We start from the raw sequence: 15,305 nt of genomic DNA, 5'->3' as shown, positions 1-15,305 counted from the left end.
TATTGCGCAAATTACCGATGTCGCGCCTGACTGCCTACAATGCAGGCCCTGCTTACGTGCTCTTGCCGCCATGACGAACCCTCAATCCCACCAGCCCGAATCGGCCGAAACCCTTACCCGCACTGACGACGCTGCCAAGCCCTTCATGCGCACCATCAAGAGCTTTGTAAAGCGCGCAGGCCGCATGGGCAGCGGGCAAGAGCGCGCCATGGCGGAACTGGGCCCGCAGTTTCTGGTTCCCTACCAGCCTTCTGCTCTCAATTTCGGAGCAACTTTTGAAGGTGCAGCGGGCGCTGGAGCCCCATCAGACGCCCAACGCCCGGTCGTGCTGGAAATTGGCTTCGGCATGGGCGAGGCCACCGCACAAATTGCACTCACCCTGCCGGGTACCAACTTCTTGTGCTGCGAAGTGCATGAGCCCGGGGTCGGCGCTTTGCTCAAGCGCATCGGTGAAAACAACATCCCCAACATCCGCATCTGCAACCACGATGCGGTGGAGGTGATTGACCATATGCTGCCGCTGGCCTGCCTCGATGGCGTGCACATCTTCTTCCCCGACCCTTGGCACAAAACCAAGCACAACAAGCGCCGCTTGATCCAAAGCCCACTGATCGCCAAGCTGGCGGCCCGCCTGAAGCCCGGCGGTTACCTGCACGCGGCCACCGACTGGGAGCCCTATGCCCAGCAGATTCTGGAAGTGTTGAGCGCTGAGCCCAAACTCAAAAACCGCGCCCTGCCCGCGCACCCTGAGTTGGCGGGCTACTCGCCCAAGCCGCACTACCGCCCCCTCACCAAGTTTGAGAACCGCGGCATCAAGCTCGGCCACGGCGTGTGGGACGTCGTGTTCGAGCGTATCTAAGCCCGATCCGCCCCATGGCCCGCGCACGGCCTTTGGCTCCTGCGGCCCGGCATGGTGTTCGGCCGAGCAGCGTGGTGGTGCCTGGTGGCCCCTGGCCCAGCCTACTGGCTTTCTTGACCCACCGCCTTCCGGCTGTGCCGGAAGCGGTGTGGCGTCAGCGACTGGATGCGGGCGATATCACCGACGGAGACGGTCGCACCGCCTCTGCCAGCGATGCCGCCACCCCGGGCCGCCGCCTTTACTACTACCGCGAGGTGCCGGACGAGCGCGTCATCCCGTTTCAGGAAGAGGTGATCTGGCAGGACGCGCATTTGCTGGTGGTCGACAAGCCGCACTTTCTCCCGGTGGTCCCCAGCGGCAAACATGTGCGTGAAACCCTGTTGGCCCGTTTGCAGCAACGTCTAGACCTGCCCGAACTCTCACCCATCCACCGGATCGACAAAGACACGGCCGGGCTGGTGATGTTTTCGGTCCAGGCGGCCAGCCGCAATGCCTACCAGGCCCTGTTCCGCGACCGGCTGGTGCACAAGACCTACGAATGCGTCGCCCCCTGGAACCCTGACCTGCCCTGGCCGCTGCACCGCGAAAGCCGTATCGGTGACGCCGTTCACTTCATGCAGCAGGCCGAGGTGCTGGGGGAAGTTAACGCCATCACCGACATTGCGCCGCTGGAAGTGGCAGGTGCCTGGGCCCGTTACCAATTGCAGCCGCTGACCGGGCAGCGCCACCAGCTGCGGGTGCATATGCACGCCTTGGGTTTGCCCCTGCTATTTGATGGCATCTACCCCGTCCTCACGCCCGAGGGCGCCAACGATTTCCGGCGCCCCTTGCAGTTACTGGCCCGTACCCTGGAGTTCACAGATCCGCTGAGCGGCGCAAAGCGCACATTTGACAGCCGGCGCACCCTGATGCCTTTGGCAGAAGCGCCTCCAGCGCATTGAGATTTAACGTGTCTCGCTGGGGGGCACTGTAGCCGGCAGCTCCGGCTTGTTGCCCTGGCGCAGGGCATCGACCTGCTTCTGGGCCTGGGAGGCTTTTTGGGCGGCATAGGCCTGCAAATTGGCCAGCGTAGCGGCTGAGGGCGCGGCACTCTCTGGGGATGCGCGCATCAAATCTTCAAAGCTTTGGCGATAGGGTTGCACCACTTCCGCATCCATCCGTCCGGCGATGGACTCAAACGACGCGCTGTTTTTCTGCACATCATTCAATATCGAATTCCAATGCTCATGGATGCGTTCATCGTCAGACATGAAGCGTTGAATGCTCTGGCGCGCTTTGACCTCTTCACCAAAACGGTAGGCAGGCTCTGGCAACACCAAGCCCAACAAGACGACCGCAACCACGAGCAGTGTGGCCGAAAGCCCCGGGCGCAATCCGGCTGCGGGACTACTCGCCGTCCACGGCCGCAGCAACAGCCCTGCCCACAACATGCCCGCCAGCAGGCCGCCACCATGCGCCGCGTTGTCGATGCCCGGCATGAACCAACCCAAGCCCAGCATCAGCGCCGAGAAGCCCAGCGCCCCGCCGAAAAGCCAGCGGAATTCCCCGGCCTCCACTTGTTTTCGCTCCACCCACAAAAAAACCAGCAAGGCGCCATACAGGCCGAACACGGCACCCGATGCCCCACCAGACACCGCCCGGTTGCCCTGCACCACCAAAGACACCAGATTCCCGCAGACCCCAGCCCCGAGGTAGAGCAAGGCAAACCGCCAGCGCCCGAGCAAACCCTCCAACAAGCGGCCGATATCCCACAAGGCCCACATGTTGAGCAACAGATGCCAAATGCCAAAGTGAATAAACATGGCGCTGCCCAGTCGCCACCACTGGCCGTCTTGGGTGGCCGGGGCGAAGTTGGCCCCCCAATCGAGCTGCACGCCCCGCCCCGCATGCCACCAACCGCCGCCGGCGGCGGCCAATGCCACAAACACCAGCAGGTTCAACACGATCAGCCCCACGGTGACCGGAACCTGTGCCGCAGGCGCACGCATCAACTCGGTCAGTGCCGGAGGCTGTAGGCCAGTGGTTTTGGCAGAAGGTTGTGCGGGTGTATGCATTAGGTTTATCGACCGAACGGTGCGGCCAAAGGTTCCCCGACAAACACACCTTGGGCGGGCCATGCCACGCTGCGCCAATAGGCCTCTAGCGCGGTCGCACCTTGCACATAGTGCAGCAAGAGCACCTGCGGGTGCGGGAACTTCTGCCAATGGTTGCAGGGTTCACTCACACTGCCGTAGCTCGCGGTGGCGCCGGCCTCCAGCCATTCGAGCGCGGTCATTTGGCCGCTGGTGTTGAGCAATTGCCCGCCATACGAGGTCAGATGGTCCGCCAGCGCACCGGGCACCCAGTCAATAGCCGCCGGGTTGTCAACCCGGACTGCACCGGTCTGGAGCAGCACCACGCGCTCGGGGCTTTCTGCTGTGCTGTCTTGCACCCGGAGCTGCGCGCCCAGGGGCACCAGCGGATCGGGCTGGCCCATCGCCGGCATCGGCGGGTACCAAGCGGCACGCACGTTGCGCGCCGCATCCGTAGTCCGCAGCAGTACCACGCTGGCGGGCGCTACCCCTCGTTTGCCCAACTGGCGATCGGCGGCCACACCGCGATCAATCAGCGCGGTGGCCTGGGCCACAGTGCGCCCGGCCAGCAACATACTGGGGCGCACCCCGAGGTCCGTATAGGGCCGGACCGTGGGATGGTTGAACAGCACTGAGGGGCGGCTCGTGGCACATGTCTGGCTGCACAACTCGGGCTGGTACCCCACAGTCAGGGCAGCCGTGATCGCGTTGCACTCCACCGCATAGGGTTGGGCCCATGCCAAGGCCAAGGCTTGCACCTGAGACCCCATAGTGGCTTTTATCTGAGCATTGAACGACTCGAACTCTGCCGCAGTCAGGGTCGGGCGAACCGGCAGCGCCACACGCAGCACTTGCTCGGGTGGGATGCCGCGCTGCCGGGCGTAATACTCGCCCACCGCGACTGAATTCGGGTCGTTGCTATTGATCACCAGCCCCACATCGGCTGCTACCAAATGCCCCTGAATCCGTGGCACGTTGACCCAGGCCGGTTTGGCAGGTGCCATCACCGCCGCACCGGGCTGCGCTGCTGCGTATCCAGCCCATAAACAAACAAACCCAGCTAGCGCAGCACCGCTGCGCCTGAGCCAGCTGCCAGGGAACCGCAAAGGGCTAGACCAGCTCGGCATCCAGCCAGCCTCGCAGGCTGTTGATGAAAGCCACGCCCTGGGCCTCTGCGAGTTGGGCGGTGTGCACCACTTGCTCCACCAAGCGGCCCTCAGCCAGCCAGACCTGCCGGCCGATGCCGGGCAGCAAACCGCAGGCCAGCGGCGGGGTGACCCAACGGCCGCCCAGCTTGATGGCGATGTTGCCCCGGGTGCACTCGGTCACCTCGCCGGCGCTGTTGAACAACACCGTGTCGAACACGGACGGGTCTGCGGGAGTGAACACGTCATAGTGCGCGCGGCGCGTCGTTTTGAAACGCACAAACTCGCCTTGCGCATCGGCCATGGGCCTATCGGCCAGTTGCAAGCGGACCGGCTGTGGGGAATCAGGCAGCGCAAACGCCTCGGCAGTGCACCGCCCACTGGGCTGCAGCAGCAAGCGCACCCGCCAAGCACCGGCCGGGCGGGTTTGCGCCAATGCGGCCAGGGCCTCCCGGGCCAGGGCCTCGTCCCACAAATAGCCGAAATGCGCAGCCGCCTGCGCCATGCGCTGCAAATGCAAGGGCAAGTGCTGGAAAACGCCATCCCGCAGGGCCAAGGTCTCCAACACCTCGAAGGGCTGGCTGGCGCGCTCCAAAAACATGCGCTTGCTGCGCCACTCCTGCCACTCGCCCTCGGCTTGCGCATCGAAAGTAATACCGCTACCGATGCCACAGCGCGCAGTCCCGCCACGCAGCGTGACGGTGCGGATAGGCACATTGAAAGTGGCATGTCCACCCGGCCGCACCACCCCGACAGCGCCGCAATACACGCCGCGGGCATCCGGCTCAAGCGCCTTGATCTGGCGCATGGCCTGCACTTTGGGTGCACCGGTGACCGAGCCGCAGGGGAATAAGGCCTCAAACACATCCCACAAGCGCGTGCCTTGCCGGGTGGTGGCCACCACGTCTGAAGTCATTTGCCACACGGTGGGCAGTGCCTCCAGATGAAACAGCCGCGGCACTTTGACGCTGAATGGCTCTGCCACGCGAGAGAGGTCGTTGCGGATCAAATCCACAATCATCACATTCTCGGCCTGCTCTTTCGGGGTGCTGCGCAAGCGCTCGGCATTGGCTGCGTCTTCTTGCGGGTTAGCGCCCCGGGCGGCTGTACCCTTCATCGGGCGACCCAAGATTCGGGTGCCGTCCCAGTCAAAAAACAGCTCTGGCGAGACCGAGAGCACTTGCTCTTCACCGGCGTCAATGAACGCGCCGTAGCCCCGCGGTTGCGAGCGGCGCAGGGCGGCAAAATACGCCAAAGCACTGCCCTCTAAGGACGCAAATGGCGCTTCGAGCTGAGCCGTGTAGTTCAGCTGGTAGAAGTCCCCGGCGGCAATGGCTGCGTGGATGTGCGTCATGTTGGCATCAAAGACCTCACGGCTGATACGCGGAGTCCATTGCACGTGCGGCTCGGGCGCGGTGGGCAGCGCCACCTCAGCGTCAGCCAAGGGCTGCGCATGGACACCAAACCACACCAAAGGCCCCTCGGCTGCGTGCACCTGCAGCGCCACATCAAAAGCCGGCGCGGCCTCATAACGCACATAGCCCACACACCACTGGCCCTCACGGCTCAGCGCATCCACCTGTTCCAGCACCGGCCGCACATCATCCAGGGTGTGGGCCACCAGCACCTGCTGCGGCTCGCCAAAAGCCAATCTGGTGGCGGGCTGGCCACTGTGATGCGGATCACCGAACTCCAACAGTGCGCGGGGTATGGTCATAGGCAATGCTGCGAAACGAGAGGGTCAAGGTACCTGTTACGCCGCCAACTCTTTGGCGCTGATCTGGTACTGAAAGTCGTCCGGCGCGTACGAGTCGAGGCGGCCGGCTGCAGTTTCGGCAGTGGGGTACATCAAAAAGCCCAGCTTAGAGCCGCTGGACTGGGGCAACGCCACGTCATGGGCCATGTTGTAGGCCATCCAGTTGCCTTCCCAGCCGCCGAACAAGCCCTTGTTGACGGGCGCGACCAGCGGGTTGCTGGCGGACTTGATCCACTCCGGGGTTTCCTGGCGCATGACCTTGGCCACGTCGGCCGGGTCCATGCCCACCCAGCCGTAGCCTTTGAGGTAGACCTCGGCACGGCAGTGCTGCGCACCCTTGAGGCTGGCAGAGTTGCCACCCAACTCGCGGTAGCCGAACGCACTGGGCGCCAGGCGCAGGCCATACACATCGCGTGCAGGCACGCCGGCAGCGCGGCACAAGCCCACAAACAAGGCATTCAGATCAGCGCACTTGCCGCCCAGGTTGTTGGTTTCCAGCATGGTTTTGATGTCGCCTTCACCACAGCCGCGCACCTTGGGTTCGCGGTAGGTGTTAGTGACGATCCAGTCGTAAATCTTTTGCACCTTTTCCACATCGGTTTTGGCGCCGCGGGTGGCTTCTTGTGCGGTGGTGCGCACGATGCCGTCCAAGGGCAACAAATCGGTGGGCTGGGTCCAGTACTTCAGGGTGGCGGTGTCTTCTGCCACGGCGGTTTTCTGGCCCCAGTCTTGGGCGCGGCTGCGGGTGCGGATGCGGCTGGTCAGCTCCACAAAGGGCTTTGCTTGGTCGGCCGCAAAGTCCACAAACAGCATGCGGGCGCCGGTGGCGTTGTCGTCTTCCATGCGGGCGCTACCGTTGCTGGAGTAGCTGCTCTCCAGGGACTGCTGCCACTCGCTATTGATAGAGGGCACTGGCAACCACAAACGGGTAGCGCCTTGGGGCTTGGCAATGTCGACGCGGGTAGTCACCTCAAAGGTGCGCCAAGCAGCGGGCTTGGGGCTGAATTGGCGCTCGGCCACCGCAGCCGTTTGTGCAAAATTGATAGCAGGCAGCGCAGCGGTGGCGAGGGCTACCGCCGAATTCTTCATAAATTGGCGGCGTGCAGCCTGGGGCTTTTTGCCGTCGGCAAGGGTGCTTTGATCGGACATGTTGAATTCTCCCGTTGGATGATCGGGCCGCATTCTTGGCACAACAGCGGTGGCTGTGCGGCGGCAAGCGGTCGATTATCCCCTGCTGCCTGTATATTCAGCCCTCCTCTGCCGCAACGGCCCCACGCCTCTATCCCCTTGAGCTCCGATTTCTCTTCCCTGCCCCCTGCCAGCGCCGCCCTGGCCCAGCACGCCCTGCGCGCATTTGAGCAAGTAGTGGGCAGCACCAGCGGATTCAGGAGCCGCCCCGGCCAGCACCAGATGGCCGAAACCGTGGCCGCCACGCTGGCGCAAGCCGACATCGGCGAGCACCCCAACCCCACAAAAGCAATCGCGGTCATCCAGGCCGGTACCGGCGTGGGCAAGAGCGCGGCCTATGCCAGCACCGCGATTGCTATGGCGCTGGAGCGCAAAACTCGCGTCATCATCAGCACCGCCACCGTGGCCTTGCAAGAGCAGCTGATGACCAAGGACCTGCCGGCCCTGGCCCGCAGCATGGACCAGCCTTTTGCCTACGCCCTGGCCAAGGGCCGTGGGCGCTATGCCTGCAAGGTCAAGCTGGAGCGACTGGTGGGCAGTGGCGCGAGTGAGGACGATTTGTTTGACGACGACCTGCCGCAGCCCAAGGTGAGCGCCCTGTCGCAAGAGGCGATTGAAGAACGCCGCCAAGCCCTGTTTGAGGCCATGGCCCACAAGCTGGCCGTGGCCAGCTGGGATGGCGACCGCGACAACCTGGCCGACACCCCCGACCCGCGCGACTGGTCAGCCGTGGCCGCAGAGCGCCACACCTGTACCGCGCGCCATTGCCCGCGCTACAAAGAGTGCAGCTACTACAACGCGCGCACCAAACTGGCGGAGGCCAATGTCATCGTGGCCAACCACGACCTGGTGTTGGCGTCTTTAGGCATGAAGACCCTGCCCGACCTGGACAACTGCCTGGTGGTGTTTGACGAAGGCCACCACCTGCCGGCCGTCGCGCTCGACCAGTTCTCGAACAGCATGGACCTGTCCAACCTGCGTTGGCTCGACAAGCTGCCCAAAACCATGACCGAAGTGGCCGGCAAACTGGCCCTGCACTTGGGCGAAGACGTGCAGACAGTAACCAGCCAGCTCAAGGGCGCCCTCACCTCGGTAGCCCGCATGGCTATGGACTTGGTGTGGGCCCATACCGGCCAGGACGCCCACGGTGGCGGCAAAGACGGCACCTTGCGCTTCGCCCATGGGGTGCTGCCCGAAGCACTGCATGAGCCGGTGCGCCAGATTCAATCGCAGGCCACAGGCCTTTCCAAAGCGCTGGAAGCACTGGGCGTGGACGTGAAAGCCATCGCCAAAGACGACCCCAGCCAGGCGGTACTGTGCGCGCAGCTCTATGCCCAGTTGGGCGGCATTGCGCCGCGCTTGGGCAGCCTGGTGAGCACCGCCAATTTGCTGCTCGAGCATGGCGACCAGCCCTTGGCTAAGTGGTTGCAGGCTGAGAGCGCCAACGGCTACCTGACCATGACCGCGCACGCCTGCCCCATCGTGCCGGGCGATTTGTTACGCCAGTTTTTGTGGAGCCAGGTGCGAGGCGCGATCGTCACCAGCGCCTCGCTCACCAGCTGTGGCAGCTTTGACTACTTTTTGAAAGAAGCGGGTCTGGCCAACAAGCCCTATGTGACTGCGCTGGAAGTGGCCAGCCCCTTCAACTACGCCAAGCAAGGCAGCCTCACGGTGGTGCACACCCAGGCAGACCCCAAGCACGCAGACGCCTACACCGCCGAGGTGGTGCGCGCGCTGATGGAAGACATGGAGCAGGTCAAGCGCGGCGCGCTGGTGCTCTTCACCAGCCGGGCCCAGATGCGCACCGCTTCTGAGGCTGTGCCCGGTCACATGATGGACATGGTGCTGGTGCAAGGCACCCAGTCCCGCACCCGCCTGCTGGCCGCCCACGCCGAACGGGTGGAGAGCGGGTTGCCCTCGGTGCTGTTTGGCCTGCAGAGCTTTGGCGAAGGCTTGGACTTGCCCGGTGCCTTGTGCGAAACCGTGTTCATCGCCAAGCTGCCTTTCGCACCGCCCAGTGACCCGGTGGACGAAGCCCGGGCTGAATGGCTGCGCAGCGTGGGCCGCGACCCATTCAACGAACTGGTGATCCCCGCCACCGGGGTGAAACTGCTCCAATGGACCGGCCGCGCCATACGCACCGAAGAAGACCGCGCGCAGGTCATCTGCTACGACAAACGGCTTACCCAAACCAGCTACGGCAAGCGGATGCTGGCCGGATTACCGGCGTACAAGCTGGCAACGAGGGCGCTGGGCTAAGGAGCCCAAACCGGGAAGGCGCTTCACGCCCACCCATCACTTACCAACCGTTGCTGCCGGGTTCTCCTTTGAAGGGCCCGGTCAACTCTGGCGTGATCCACCCGCCATAAAAACCGCCCGGCTGCGCCAGCACCTTGGCGCCACCCACGGTGCAGCTGAGGTCGTGCGCGTAAAAGGCGATGCACTCAGCCAAGGGCTCGGCACCCTCCAGGGGCTGCGGGTAGCTCCACGCGACCCGCTCCAGGCGGCGCGCACCATCGACCAGGTCCCAATACTGCGCTGGCCCCTTCCACTCGCAGAACGAGCCACCGCCTGCCGGACGCAACAACGACCGCTGCACATCCGCCAGTGGCAGGTAAAAAGTCGGCGGGTGGGCGGTCTCTCTGACGGCCCATGCGGCGCGGGTTCGAGCGACCTCCAGACCACCCCAAACCACCAGAACCTCGCGCGTTTTACGCACCAGCTCCGGTGGCCGAGGAAAGTCCCATACCGAGGTTTGCCCCTGTGAAGGAATGTCGGCAAACGGTGGTCGGTCTGCGCCTCGCCAGCGCCATTGCGCGCGGGCTCGCGCGAGGGTGTCGAGTTCTTTGTCGGTCATCGGGGAATCTTAAATGGCATGGTGCACCTCAGCAGTAGGGCATCGCAAAGCCCTGCCCCCTAGCACGCCCCCGAATTGACCTTTGTCACCGTTATTGAATAGCCATGTGCTCTACTCGCCCGCACCATGATCACTGTTGTTATCGCCTCTTTCAGGTACGGCCACCTTGCAGCGCACTGCATTGAGTCGCTGTTGTCCCAAACCCGCGCTCCGGCGCGGATTTTGTTTGTCGATGATGGCGCGATGGACTGCGACCATCTCCCTGCGCTCTACCCCAGTGTCGAATATGTCTTGCGGCCGGCCAACCTCGGTACGGTCGACAACTTCCAGGACATGCTGTCGCGTGTGACAACAGAATATGTGCTGTTCATAGGCGCTGACAACTGGCTTCGTTCGGATGCGATTGAACTGCTCTCTGACGCCACGACCGATATCGTGACCTATGACATCGTGGTGACCGGCGAGCTCAAACACGAAATCCTGACCCGGGTGCCCGGTCAGACGACCCCACATTGGGGCGACTTGTATTGGGATCGCCAGGCACAACACCACGGCTCCATGCTGTATCGCACTGCGTTTGGCCAGCGGATTGGCTACCAAAGAAGGTTCGAGGACGGTGAACACCCGCAGGAAGACTGGAATCTGTGGGACAAGATGCTGGAGCAACAAGCCACGGTGGCCAGCCTCAAAGAAGGCTTATTGTTTTACCGGCGACACCGGGAAAACCATCTGAAATACCCCTGCAGCGAACGGCCTGGCCAAAAAACCAGCCACGCGCAGCAGGATGCCCAGAGCGCCATGCTGGTTTGAGTTTGGATCCACAGACACCAAAGACCCCATGGGCCGTATCAGGCGCCTTCTCCAGCAAGAGCATGTTCGGGTTCTGCCCGCGGACCTGGTATGCCCGCTGTGTGAGCGCAAAATTCCACCCAGTCAGCGCGATGCACATCATTTGGTTCCCAAGTCCAAAGGGGGCAGGCACACGGAATACCTGCACCGGATATGCCATCGACAGATTCACGCTCTTTTGACTGAGACCGAGTTGGCTCGGCAGTTCAACTCGGTAGACGCGTTACTGACGCACCCCGATGTGGCCTTGTTTGTAGCCTGGGTGAAAACCAAGCCCGACGACTTCATGGAGCGAACCCGCAAGAGTCAGCGCATTCGCCCGAAGTGATCCGCATCCATCGGGTACCGCGGGTATTACCGCGCGTCTTTCCCCTGCTCTGCCAACGTTTGCTGCTTGCGTGCTGCGTGATAGGCCGTCAGCACCTGCGTGGCCACCATATCGAGCGCAGGGCGGGTGTTGCCTTGCTTGTCGGTCCATACCTTGGGGGTGAGCGCACCGGCCAGGGCAATGGCATCGCCATCGTCCAGGGCCATCAGGGCGGCGCTGGCCTCGGTGGCAAAAGCAATCACGTTGACGATCAGGCTCTCGCCGTCGCCTGAAGTGGCTTTGACCTTGGCCAATGCAAAGCGGGTGCCGTTTTTCCCCTCACGGGTCTCTGCCAGGCCTACGAGGTGGCCGGCAATCAGTCCGTCAATCATGCTCACTCCTGGGGGCTCAGTTCCAAACGTTTCAGATCAAACCCCTGCTGACCCAACCGGGTCAGCAAGGCCTGGTATGCCGCCGACTCTACCTTGGGGCTGCGGGACAGCACCCACAAGTATTCGCGCTTGGGCTCGCTCACGGCCACCAACTGATACTGCGGATCCAGATCAATCACCCAGTAGTCACCCCAGACCATGGGCAGGAAAGACAACCACGCCGGCGCAAAGCGCACTTGCAGCTTGGGCGAGTTGGAAGGGCCCACTTGGCGGGCGGCCCCCAAAGCCTCGGTCGTCTGGCCATCCGCGGTAACACATCGGTTCAGCACCTGCACAGAGCCGTCCGGCTGGGCTTGGTAGTCGGCGCGGGTATTGCGCACGCACTTTTTCTGAAAGCTGTTGGGGTACTTGGCAATCTCGTACCAAGTGCCCATGTAGCGAGGCACATCGAGCGACGCAATCGGCTGCAAGGCCGTTGGCTGGGCGTGGGCCATGGCAGTCCCCATGGCCAGGATTGCAGCACCACACCAATTAAGCAATAGGTTTTTCATGGGGGCAGTATGCACGGGTGCGCGGCCCGCATCTGGGCTGCAGCGAACAGTTTTACAAGGCGTATTCCCGAAGTTGCTCCAGACTGACCCGCTCCAGCGCTTTGGCGTGGGTCGCCTCGAGGTGCACGGGTGGCGCTACTCCGGCCTGGAGCGCTTCCAGCCAGCGGTTCACGCACAAGCACCAGCGGTCCCCGGGGCGCAGCCCCACGAAGCGGTATTCCGGGCGCGGCGTGCTCAGGTCATTGCCGCGCTGCAGCGAATAGGCCAAAAAGTCTGCAGTGACCTTGGCACACACCACATGGGTGCCATGGTCGTGCGCATCCGTATTACAGCAGCCATCGCGGAAGAAACCGGTCAGCGGGTCAAACGAGCAGGCTTGCAGGGCAGTACCCAAAACATTCAGGGCGGACATTCTCGACTCGCTTTCAGACAACAAACAATGGCCCCCGAGGACACGGGGGGGCGCCGATTCCCACAAAATACAGGGCATCGAATGCTGCCACAGTGGCAAGCAACTTTTGTACTCACGGCTATTCAGGACGCGACCATGGACAACGACGACGAACGCTGCTGCGGAACCGGCACCTGCATCATCAATGACGAGGGCCTCTGCTGGTGCGGCCAGCAATGGAATGGCACCGTAATGTGCCGCCCCGGGTCTGCAGAACAGGCAACCCCTGCCAGCCAACCGATCGAACCAGACGCAGAGGACGGCGGACCATGACAGTGGCAACCCCCTTGGCTCCCCTGCCCTTGCCACGGTGGGCCGCCCGCTTGGGCTATGCCGGTGCATTGCCTTTTGTAGCGCTCGCCGCTGCGACATGGCTGGCGCCCACCGCCTACCGCGGCCACGCCGCTTCAGCCTTGCTAGCCTACGGCGCCACCATCGCGAGTTTCATGGGGGCCATCCATTGGGGGTTGGCCATGCGCGGGGCGCTGACGCCTCAACCGGGCCCGTTTGTGTGGGGGGTGTTCCCCAGCCTGGTGGCATGGGTAGCCCTGCTGCTGCCGGCAGCGCAGGGCTTGGTCACACTGGCTCTGTTGTTGGGCATGTGTTTGGCAGTGGACCGCCGCAGCTACCCTACCTATGGCTTGTCACCCTGGCTACCGATGCGCCTCCACTTGACCTTGGCTGCGGCTTTTAGCCTGCTGGCAGGGAGCTTGGCGGTATGAGCCGGGTCCAAGTGGCTTTGAGCGAGTCTGACATTTCACGCATCGTGGAAATGGCGTGGGAGGACCGCACCGCGTTCGAGGCGATTGAAGCGCAGTTTGGCCTGAATGAGTCGGCGGTGGTGGACCTGATGCGCAAGCACATGAAAGCCAGCTCTTTCCGGATGTGGCGCAAGCGCATGGCAGGCCGCACCACCAAACACCTGGCTTTGCGATCACCGGCTGTGCAACGGCATCGCGCCAGCCACACCCGGCAGGCATAAAAAAAGGCCTGCAAGCAGGCCTTTTTTACTAGAGCGGGGGTCTTTGAGTCACCTGCGCTTATTGCTCGACGAACGCGCGCTCCACCACATAGTCGCCTGGGGTGGTGGTGTTGCCTTCCTTGAAGCCTTTGGCATCCAGAATCTCGCGCATGTCTTTGTTCAAGCCGGGGCTGCCGCAGATCATGATGCGGTCTGTCGCGGGGTCCAGCGGTGGCAAGCCCAGGTCGGCCGGCAACTGATTGGATTCGATCAGCGTGGTGATACGGCCCTGGTGCTCAAAGGCCTCACGGGTCACCGTGGGGTAATAGAGCATTTGCTTGCTGACCATTTCACCCAAGAACTCGTGCTTGGGCAGCTCGTTCTTGAAATAGTCGTAATAGGCCAACTCTTTGACTTCGCGCACGCCATGCACCACGATCACTTTTTCAAACTTTTCGTAGGTCTCAGGGTCACGGGCCACGCTCAAAAATGGAGCAAGTCCGGTACCGCTGCCCAGCAGGTAAAGGTTTTTGCCGGGCAAGAGGTAATCAATCAACAAAGTACCGGTGGGCTTGCGGCCGATCACGATCTTGTCGCCGACCTTGATGTGCTGGAGCTTGGAGGTCAGCGGGCCATCTTGCACCTTGATGCTCAGAAACTCGAGGTGCTCTTCATAGTTGGCACTCACGATGGAATACGCGCGCAGCAGCGGTTTGCCGTTGTCTTGCATCAGCCCGATCATGGTGAAATGACCATTCGAGAAGCGCAGCGCAGGGTCACGCGTGGTGGTAAAGCTGAACAGGCGGTCTGTCCAGTGGTGTACGCTTAAAACTGTTTCTTCCAGAAATGCACTCATGGGGGCCTTGCTTCAGGGTCGGAATGGGGAACACCGGTTCGGCCACAATGGCCTAGGGCGAAACCCTATATTGTAAAACTTCATACCCCTGCAGCCTGTTATATCGATATTGATTTGAGTCATTAGCCAGCGCATGTCATTTCCCACCGATCTCCCTACCCCCGACCTGCTGGTCGTTTGCCTGTGCGCCCAGTGGTGCGGCACCTGTACTGAATACCAACCGCTGTTCACCGCCTTGCAGTCCGAGTTTGCCGGGGCCCGGTTTGTGTGGGTGGATGTCGAAGACCAGTCCGACTTGGTCGACCCGATCGAGGTCGAAAACTTCCCGACGCTTTTGGTGGCCCAGGGACAGAGCGCCCGCTTTTTCGGAACCGTGACGCCCCACCTCGACACCTTGCGCAGACTCATCAGCTCGAGTGCCAGCGTCGATGCTGCCGCGGTGAAGGACGCTGAAGTGCAGGCTTTGGTTCAGCGTTTGCGCGCTGGCTGAAGCAAGGGGCGCCAGAGCGCCTCGCCCTCTGCACCTGACCAGTCCAGGGCTCCACGCACCGTGGCACGCGGGACACCATCACGGTCGATCAGCACGGTTGAAGGATAGATGCGCACGCCCCAGGCGCGGGCCGTATCGCCTTGTGGGTCGCGCAACACAGGCAAGCTCAAACCACTGATTTGCACGAAGCGTGCAATCGCCTCCGGGCTCTCTTTGAGATTGATCGTCAACACCGCGAGCTGCGCCTGTTCACGCGCCGCAAGCGCTTGCAAAGCCGGCATTTCGGCGCGGCATGGCTCACACCAACTGGCCCAGAAATTCAGCAACACGGCTTTGCCGCGCAGTGGCGGCAGGCTCCAGAGCTGCCCTGTCTGATCAGCCGCGGGGATGGCTGGCACACCACTTTTTGCGGGCCAGGCCTGCACATCGAACCCGGGGCCTGTACCCGGCGCACCGGCCGCCCAAGCCGGTGAGACACAAACACTCGCCCCCAGAATGAACAGTTGACGACGACGCATCGGTGTTTTCATAGAAAAGAGCTGCTAGCGCCCATAAAGTGTGCGCGAGCAGC

The 15,305-nt window shown here is 62.6% G+C and carries 19 protein-coding genes; 9 read left to right on the top strand and 10 right to left on the bottom strand.

The features are described from left to right. Positions 1–70: 70 nt before the first annotated feature. Entirely contained in the window at positions 71–859 is a 789-nt protein-coding gene (gene trmB / locus RAE21_RS04385) for a tRNA (guanosine(46)-N7)-methyltransferase TrmB (RefSeq protein ID WP_428983970.1), read from the top strand. A 14-nt stretch (positions 860–873) separates the two neighbouring features. Further along, entirely contained in the window at positions 874–1,800 is a 927-nt protein-coding gene (locus RAE21_RS04380) for a pseudouridine synthase (protein WP_313880316.1), read from the top strand. 3 nt (positions 1,801–1,803) lie between these two features. On the opposite strand, the gene RAE21_RS04375 is transcribed toward RAE21_RS04380, so the two are convergent. The 4 genes from RAE21_RS04375 to RAE21_RS04360 all read right to left on the bottom strand — a co-directional run bounded on the left by RAE21_RS04375 (position 1,804) and on the right by RAE21_RS04360 (position 6,981). Next, positions 1,804–2,913 (bottom strand): rhomboid family intramembrane serine protease, encoded by a 1,110-nt coding sequence (locus RAE21_RS04375; RefSeq protein WP_313880315.1) that lies wholly within the window; start codon positions 2,911–2,913, stop codon positions 1,804–1,806. Positions 2,914–2,918: 5 nt separating this feature from the next. Next, a complete protein-coding gene (locus RAE21_RS04370) occupies positions 2,919–3,935 on the bottom strand; it encodes a TIGR03790 family protein (RefSeq protein WP_313880314.1) in 1,017 nt (338 codons plus the stop codon). Positions 3,936–4,041: 106 nt separating this feature from the next. After that, positions 4,042–5,793: an aminodeoxychorismate synthase component I gene (pabB, locus tag RAE21_RS04365; protein ID WP_313880313.1), complete on the bottom strand. Its 1,752-nt coding sequence runs from the start codon at positions 5,791–5,793 to the stop codon at positions 4,042–4,044. Between the two features lie 36 nt (positions 5,794–5,829). After that, positions 5,830–6,981 (bottom strand): transglutaminase-like domain-containing protein, encoded by a 1,152-nt coding sequence (locus RAE21_RS04360; RefSeq protein ID WP_313880312.1) that lies wholly within the window; start codon positions 6,979–6,981, stop codon positions 5,830–5,832. A 138-nt stretch (positions 6,982–7,119) separates the two neighbouring features. Here RAE21_RS04360 and dinG point away from each other — a divergent pair, with 138 nt between their 5' ends. Continuing rightward, positions 7,120–9,279, top strand: coding sequence for an ATP-dependent DNA helicase DinG (gene dinG, locus RAE21_RS04355; RefSeq protein ID WP_313880311.1), 2,160 nt, complete (start codon positions 7,120–7,122; stop codon positions 9,277–9,279). Between the two features lie 40 nt (positions 9,280–9,319). On the opposite strand, the gene RAE21_RS04350 is transcribed toward dinG, so the two are convergent. Then, positions 9,320–9,877 carry a DUF427 domain-containing protein gene (locus RAE21_RS04350; RefSeq protein WP_313880310.1) on the bottom strand — a complete coding sequence of 186 codons (558 nt, stop codon included), beginning with the start codon at positions 9,875–9,877 and terminating at the stop codon, positions 9,320–9,322. 126 nt (positions 9,878–10,003) lie between these two features. Here RAE21_RS04350 and RAE21_RS04345 point away from each other — a divergent pair, with 126 nt between their 5' ends. Beyond that, entirely contained in the window at positions 10,004–10,687 is a 684-nt protein-coding gene (locus tag RAE21_RS04345) for a glycosyltransferase family 2 protein (RefSeq protein ID WP_313880309.1), read from the top strand. A 217-nt stretch (positions 10,688–10,904) separates the two neighbouring features. Further along, positions 10,905–11,054, top strand: a complete 150-nt coding sequence (locus RAE21_RS04340; RefSeq protein ID WP_313880308.1) for a hypothetical protein — start codon at positions 10,905–10,907, stop codon at positions 11,052–11,054. A gap of 26 nt (positions 11,055–11,080) precedes the next feature. Here the strand turns inward: RAE21_RS04340 and RAE21_RS04335 are convergent, their stop codons facing one another. From RAE21_RS04335 to RAE21_RS04325, 3 genes are read right to left on the bottom strand one after another with little or no spacing between them, the layout of a single operon-like run. Further along, a complete protein-coding gene (locus tag RAE21_RS04335) occupies positions 11,081–11,425 on the bottom strand; it encodes a single-stranded DNA-binding protein (protein WP_313880307.1) in 345 nt (114 codons plus the stop codon). Between the two features lie 2 nt (positions 11,426–11,427). Next, positions 11,428–11,976 carry a lipocalin family protein gene (locus RAE21_RS04330; protein WP_428983968.1) on the bottom strand — a complete coding sequence of 183 codons (549 nt, stop codon included), beginning with the start codon at positions 11,974–11,976 and terminating at the stop codon, positions 11,428–11,430. A 52-nt stretch (positions 11,977–12,028) separates the two neighbouring features. Continuing rightward, positions 12,029–12,388 (bottom strand): DUF2237 family protein, encoded by a 360-nt coding sequence (locus RAE21_RS04325; protein ID WP_313873380.1) that lies wholly within the window; start codon positions 12,386–12,388, stop codon positions 12,029–12,031. 81 nt (positions 12,389–12,469) lie between these two features. Here RAE21_RS04325 and RAE21_RS04320 point away from each other — a divergent pair, with 81 nt between their 5' ends. Genes RAE21_RS04320 through RAE21_RS04310 form a run of 3 tightly spaced genes read left to right on the top strand, consistent with a single transcriptional unit; the run spans position 12,470 to position 13,409 of the window. Continuing rightward, the gene (locus tag RAE21_RS04320) at positions 12,470–12,700 is read left to right on the top strand and encodes a hypothetical protein (protein WP_313880306.1); all 231 of its coding nucleotides are present in this window, start codon (positions 12,470–12,472) and stop codon (positions 12,698–12,700) included. After that, on the top strand, positions 12,697–13,149 hold the full coding sequence (locus RAE21_RS04315; protein ID WP_313880305.1) for a DUF3429 domain-containing protein: 453 nt from the start codon (positions 12,697–12,699) through the stop codon (positions 13,147–13,149). Before RAE21_RS04320 ends, RAE21_RS04315 begins: the two co-directional genes overlap by 4 nt. Next, positions 13,146–13,409, top strand: coding sequence for a TIGR03643 family protein (locus tag RAE21_RS04310; RefSeq protein ID WP_313880304.1), 264 nt, complete (start codon positions 13,146–13,148; stop codon positions 13,407–13,409). The genes RAE21_RS04315 and RAE21_RS04310 overlap by 4 nt, the downstream gene beginning before the upstream one ends. A gap of 58 nt (positions 13,410–13,467) precedes the next feature. Here RAE21_RS04310 and RAE21_RS04305 read toward each other — a convergent pair whose 3' ends face one another. Then, entirely contained in the window at positions 13,468–14,244 is a 777-nt protein-coding gene (locus RAE21_RS04305) for a ferredoxin--NADP reductase (RefSeq protein WP_296507721.1), read from the bottom strand. Positions 14,245–14,377: 133 nt separating this feature from the next. Between RAE21_RS04305 and RAE21_RS04300 the strand changes: the two genes are divergently transcribed. Next, on the top strand, positions 14,378–14,734 hold the full coding sequence (locus tag RAE21_RS04300) for a thioredoxin family protein (protein WP_313880303.1): 357 nt from the start codon (positions 14,378–14,380) through the stop codon (positions 14,732–14,734). On the opposite strand, the gene RAE21_RS04295 is transcribed toward RAE21_RS04300, so the two are convergent. Then, positions 14,713–15,264 carry a TlpA family protein disulfide reductase gene (locus RAE21_RS04295; RefSeq protein ID WP_313880302.1) on the bottom strand — a complete coding sequence of 184 codons (552 nt, stop codon included), beginning with the start codon at positions 15,262–15,264 and terminating at the stop codon, positions 14,713–14,715. The genes RAE21_RS04300 and RAE21_RS04295 overlap by 22 nt on opposite strands. Positions 15,265–15,305 lie beyond the last annotated feature (41 nt).

The organism is Rhodoferax potami (assembly GCF_032193765.1).
Classification (GTDB): Bacteria; Pseudomonadota; Gammaproteobacteria; order Burkholderiales; family Burkholderiaceae_C; genus Allorhodoferax; species Allorhodoferax potami.
This window is presented reverse-complemented; position numbering and strand designations above follow the sequence as displayed.

Bases quoted from the DNA above. Each gene is read 5' to 3' on its own strand.
- RAE21_RS04345 (WP_313880309.1), top strand. From the start codon at position 10,004: ATGATCACTGTTGTTATCGCCTCTTTCAGGTACGGCCACCTTGCAGCG.
- RAE21_RS04295 (WP_313880302.1), bottom strand. From the start codon at position 15,264: ATGAAAACACCGATGCGTCGTCGTCAACTGTTCATTCTGGGGGCGAGT.
- RAE21_RS04315 (WP_313880305.1), top strand. From the start codon at position 12,697: ATGACAGTGGCAACCCCCTTGGCTCCCCTGCCCTTGCCACGGTGGGCC.
- RAE21_RS04320 (WP_313880306.1), top strand. From the start codon at position 12,470: ATGCTGCCACAGTGGCAAGCAACTTTTGTACTCACGGCTATTCAGGAC.
- RAE21_RS04380 (WP_313880316.1), top strand. From the start codon at position 874: ATGGCCCGCGCACGGCCTTTGGCTCCTGCGGCCCGGCATGGTGTTCGG.
- RAE21_RS04325 (WP_313873380.1), bottom strand. From the start codon at position 12,388: ATGTCCGCCCTGAATGTTTTGGGTACTGCCCTGCAAGCCTGCTCGTTT.
- trmB (WP_428983970.1), top strand. From the start codon at position 71: ATGACGAACCCTCAATCCCACCAGCCCGAATCGGCCGAAACCCTTACC.
- RAE21_RS04305 (WP_296507721.1), bottom strand. From the start codon at position 14,244: ATGAGTGCATTTCTGGAAGAAACAGTTTTAAGCGTACACCACTGGACA.
- pabB (WP_313880313.1), bottom strand. From the start codon at position 5,793: ATGACCATACCCCGCGCACTGTTGGAGTTCGGTGATCCGCATCACAGT.
- RAE21_RS04310 (WP_313880304.1), top strand. From the start codon at position 13,146: ATGAGCCGGGTCCAAGTGGCTTTGAGCGAGTCTGACATTTCACGCATC.
- RAE21_RS04300 (WP_313880303.1), top strand. From the start codon at position 14,378: ATGTCATTTCCCACCGATCTCCCTACCCCCGACCTGCTGGTCGTTTGC.
- RAE21_RS04375 (WP_313880315.1), bottom strand. From the start codon at position 2,913: ATGCATACACCCGCACAACCTTCTGCCAAAACCACTGGCCTACAGCCT.
- RAE21_RS04335 (WP_313880307.1), bottom strand. From the start codon at position 11,425: ATGATTGACGGACTGATTGCCGGCCACCTCGTAGGCCTGGCAGAGACC.
- RAE21_RS04360 (WP_313880312.1), bottom strand. From the start codon at position 6,981: ATGTCCGATCAAAGCACCCTTGCCGACGGCAAAAAGCCCCAGGCTGCA.
- RAE21_RS04330 (WP_428983968.1), bottom strand. From the start codon at position 11,976: ATGAAAAACCTATTGCTTAATTGGTGTGGTGCTGCAATCCTGGCCATG.
- RAE21_RS04350 (WP_313880310.1), bottom strand. From the start codon at position 9,877: ATGACCGACAAAGAACTCGACACCCTCGCGCGAGCCCGCGCGCAATGG.
- RAE21_RS04370 (WP_313880314.1), bottom strand. From the start codon at position 3,935: ATGGCACCTGCCAAACCGGCCTGGGTCAACGTGCCACGGATTCAGGGG.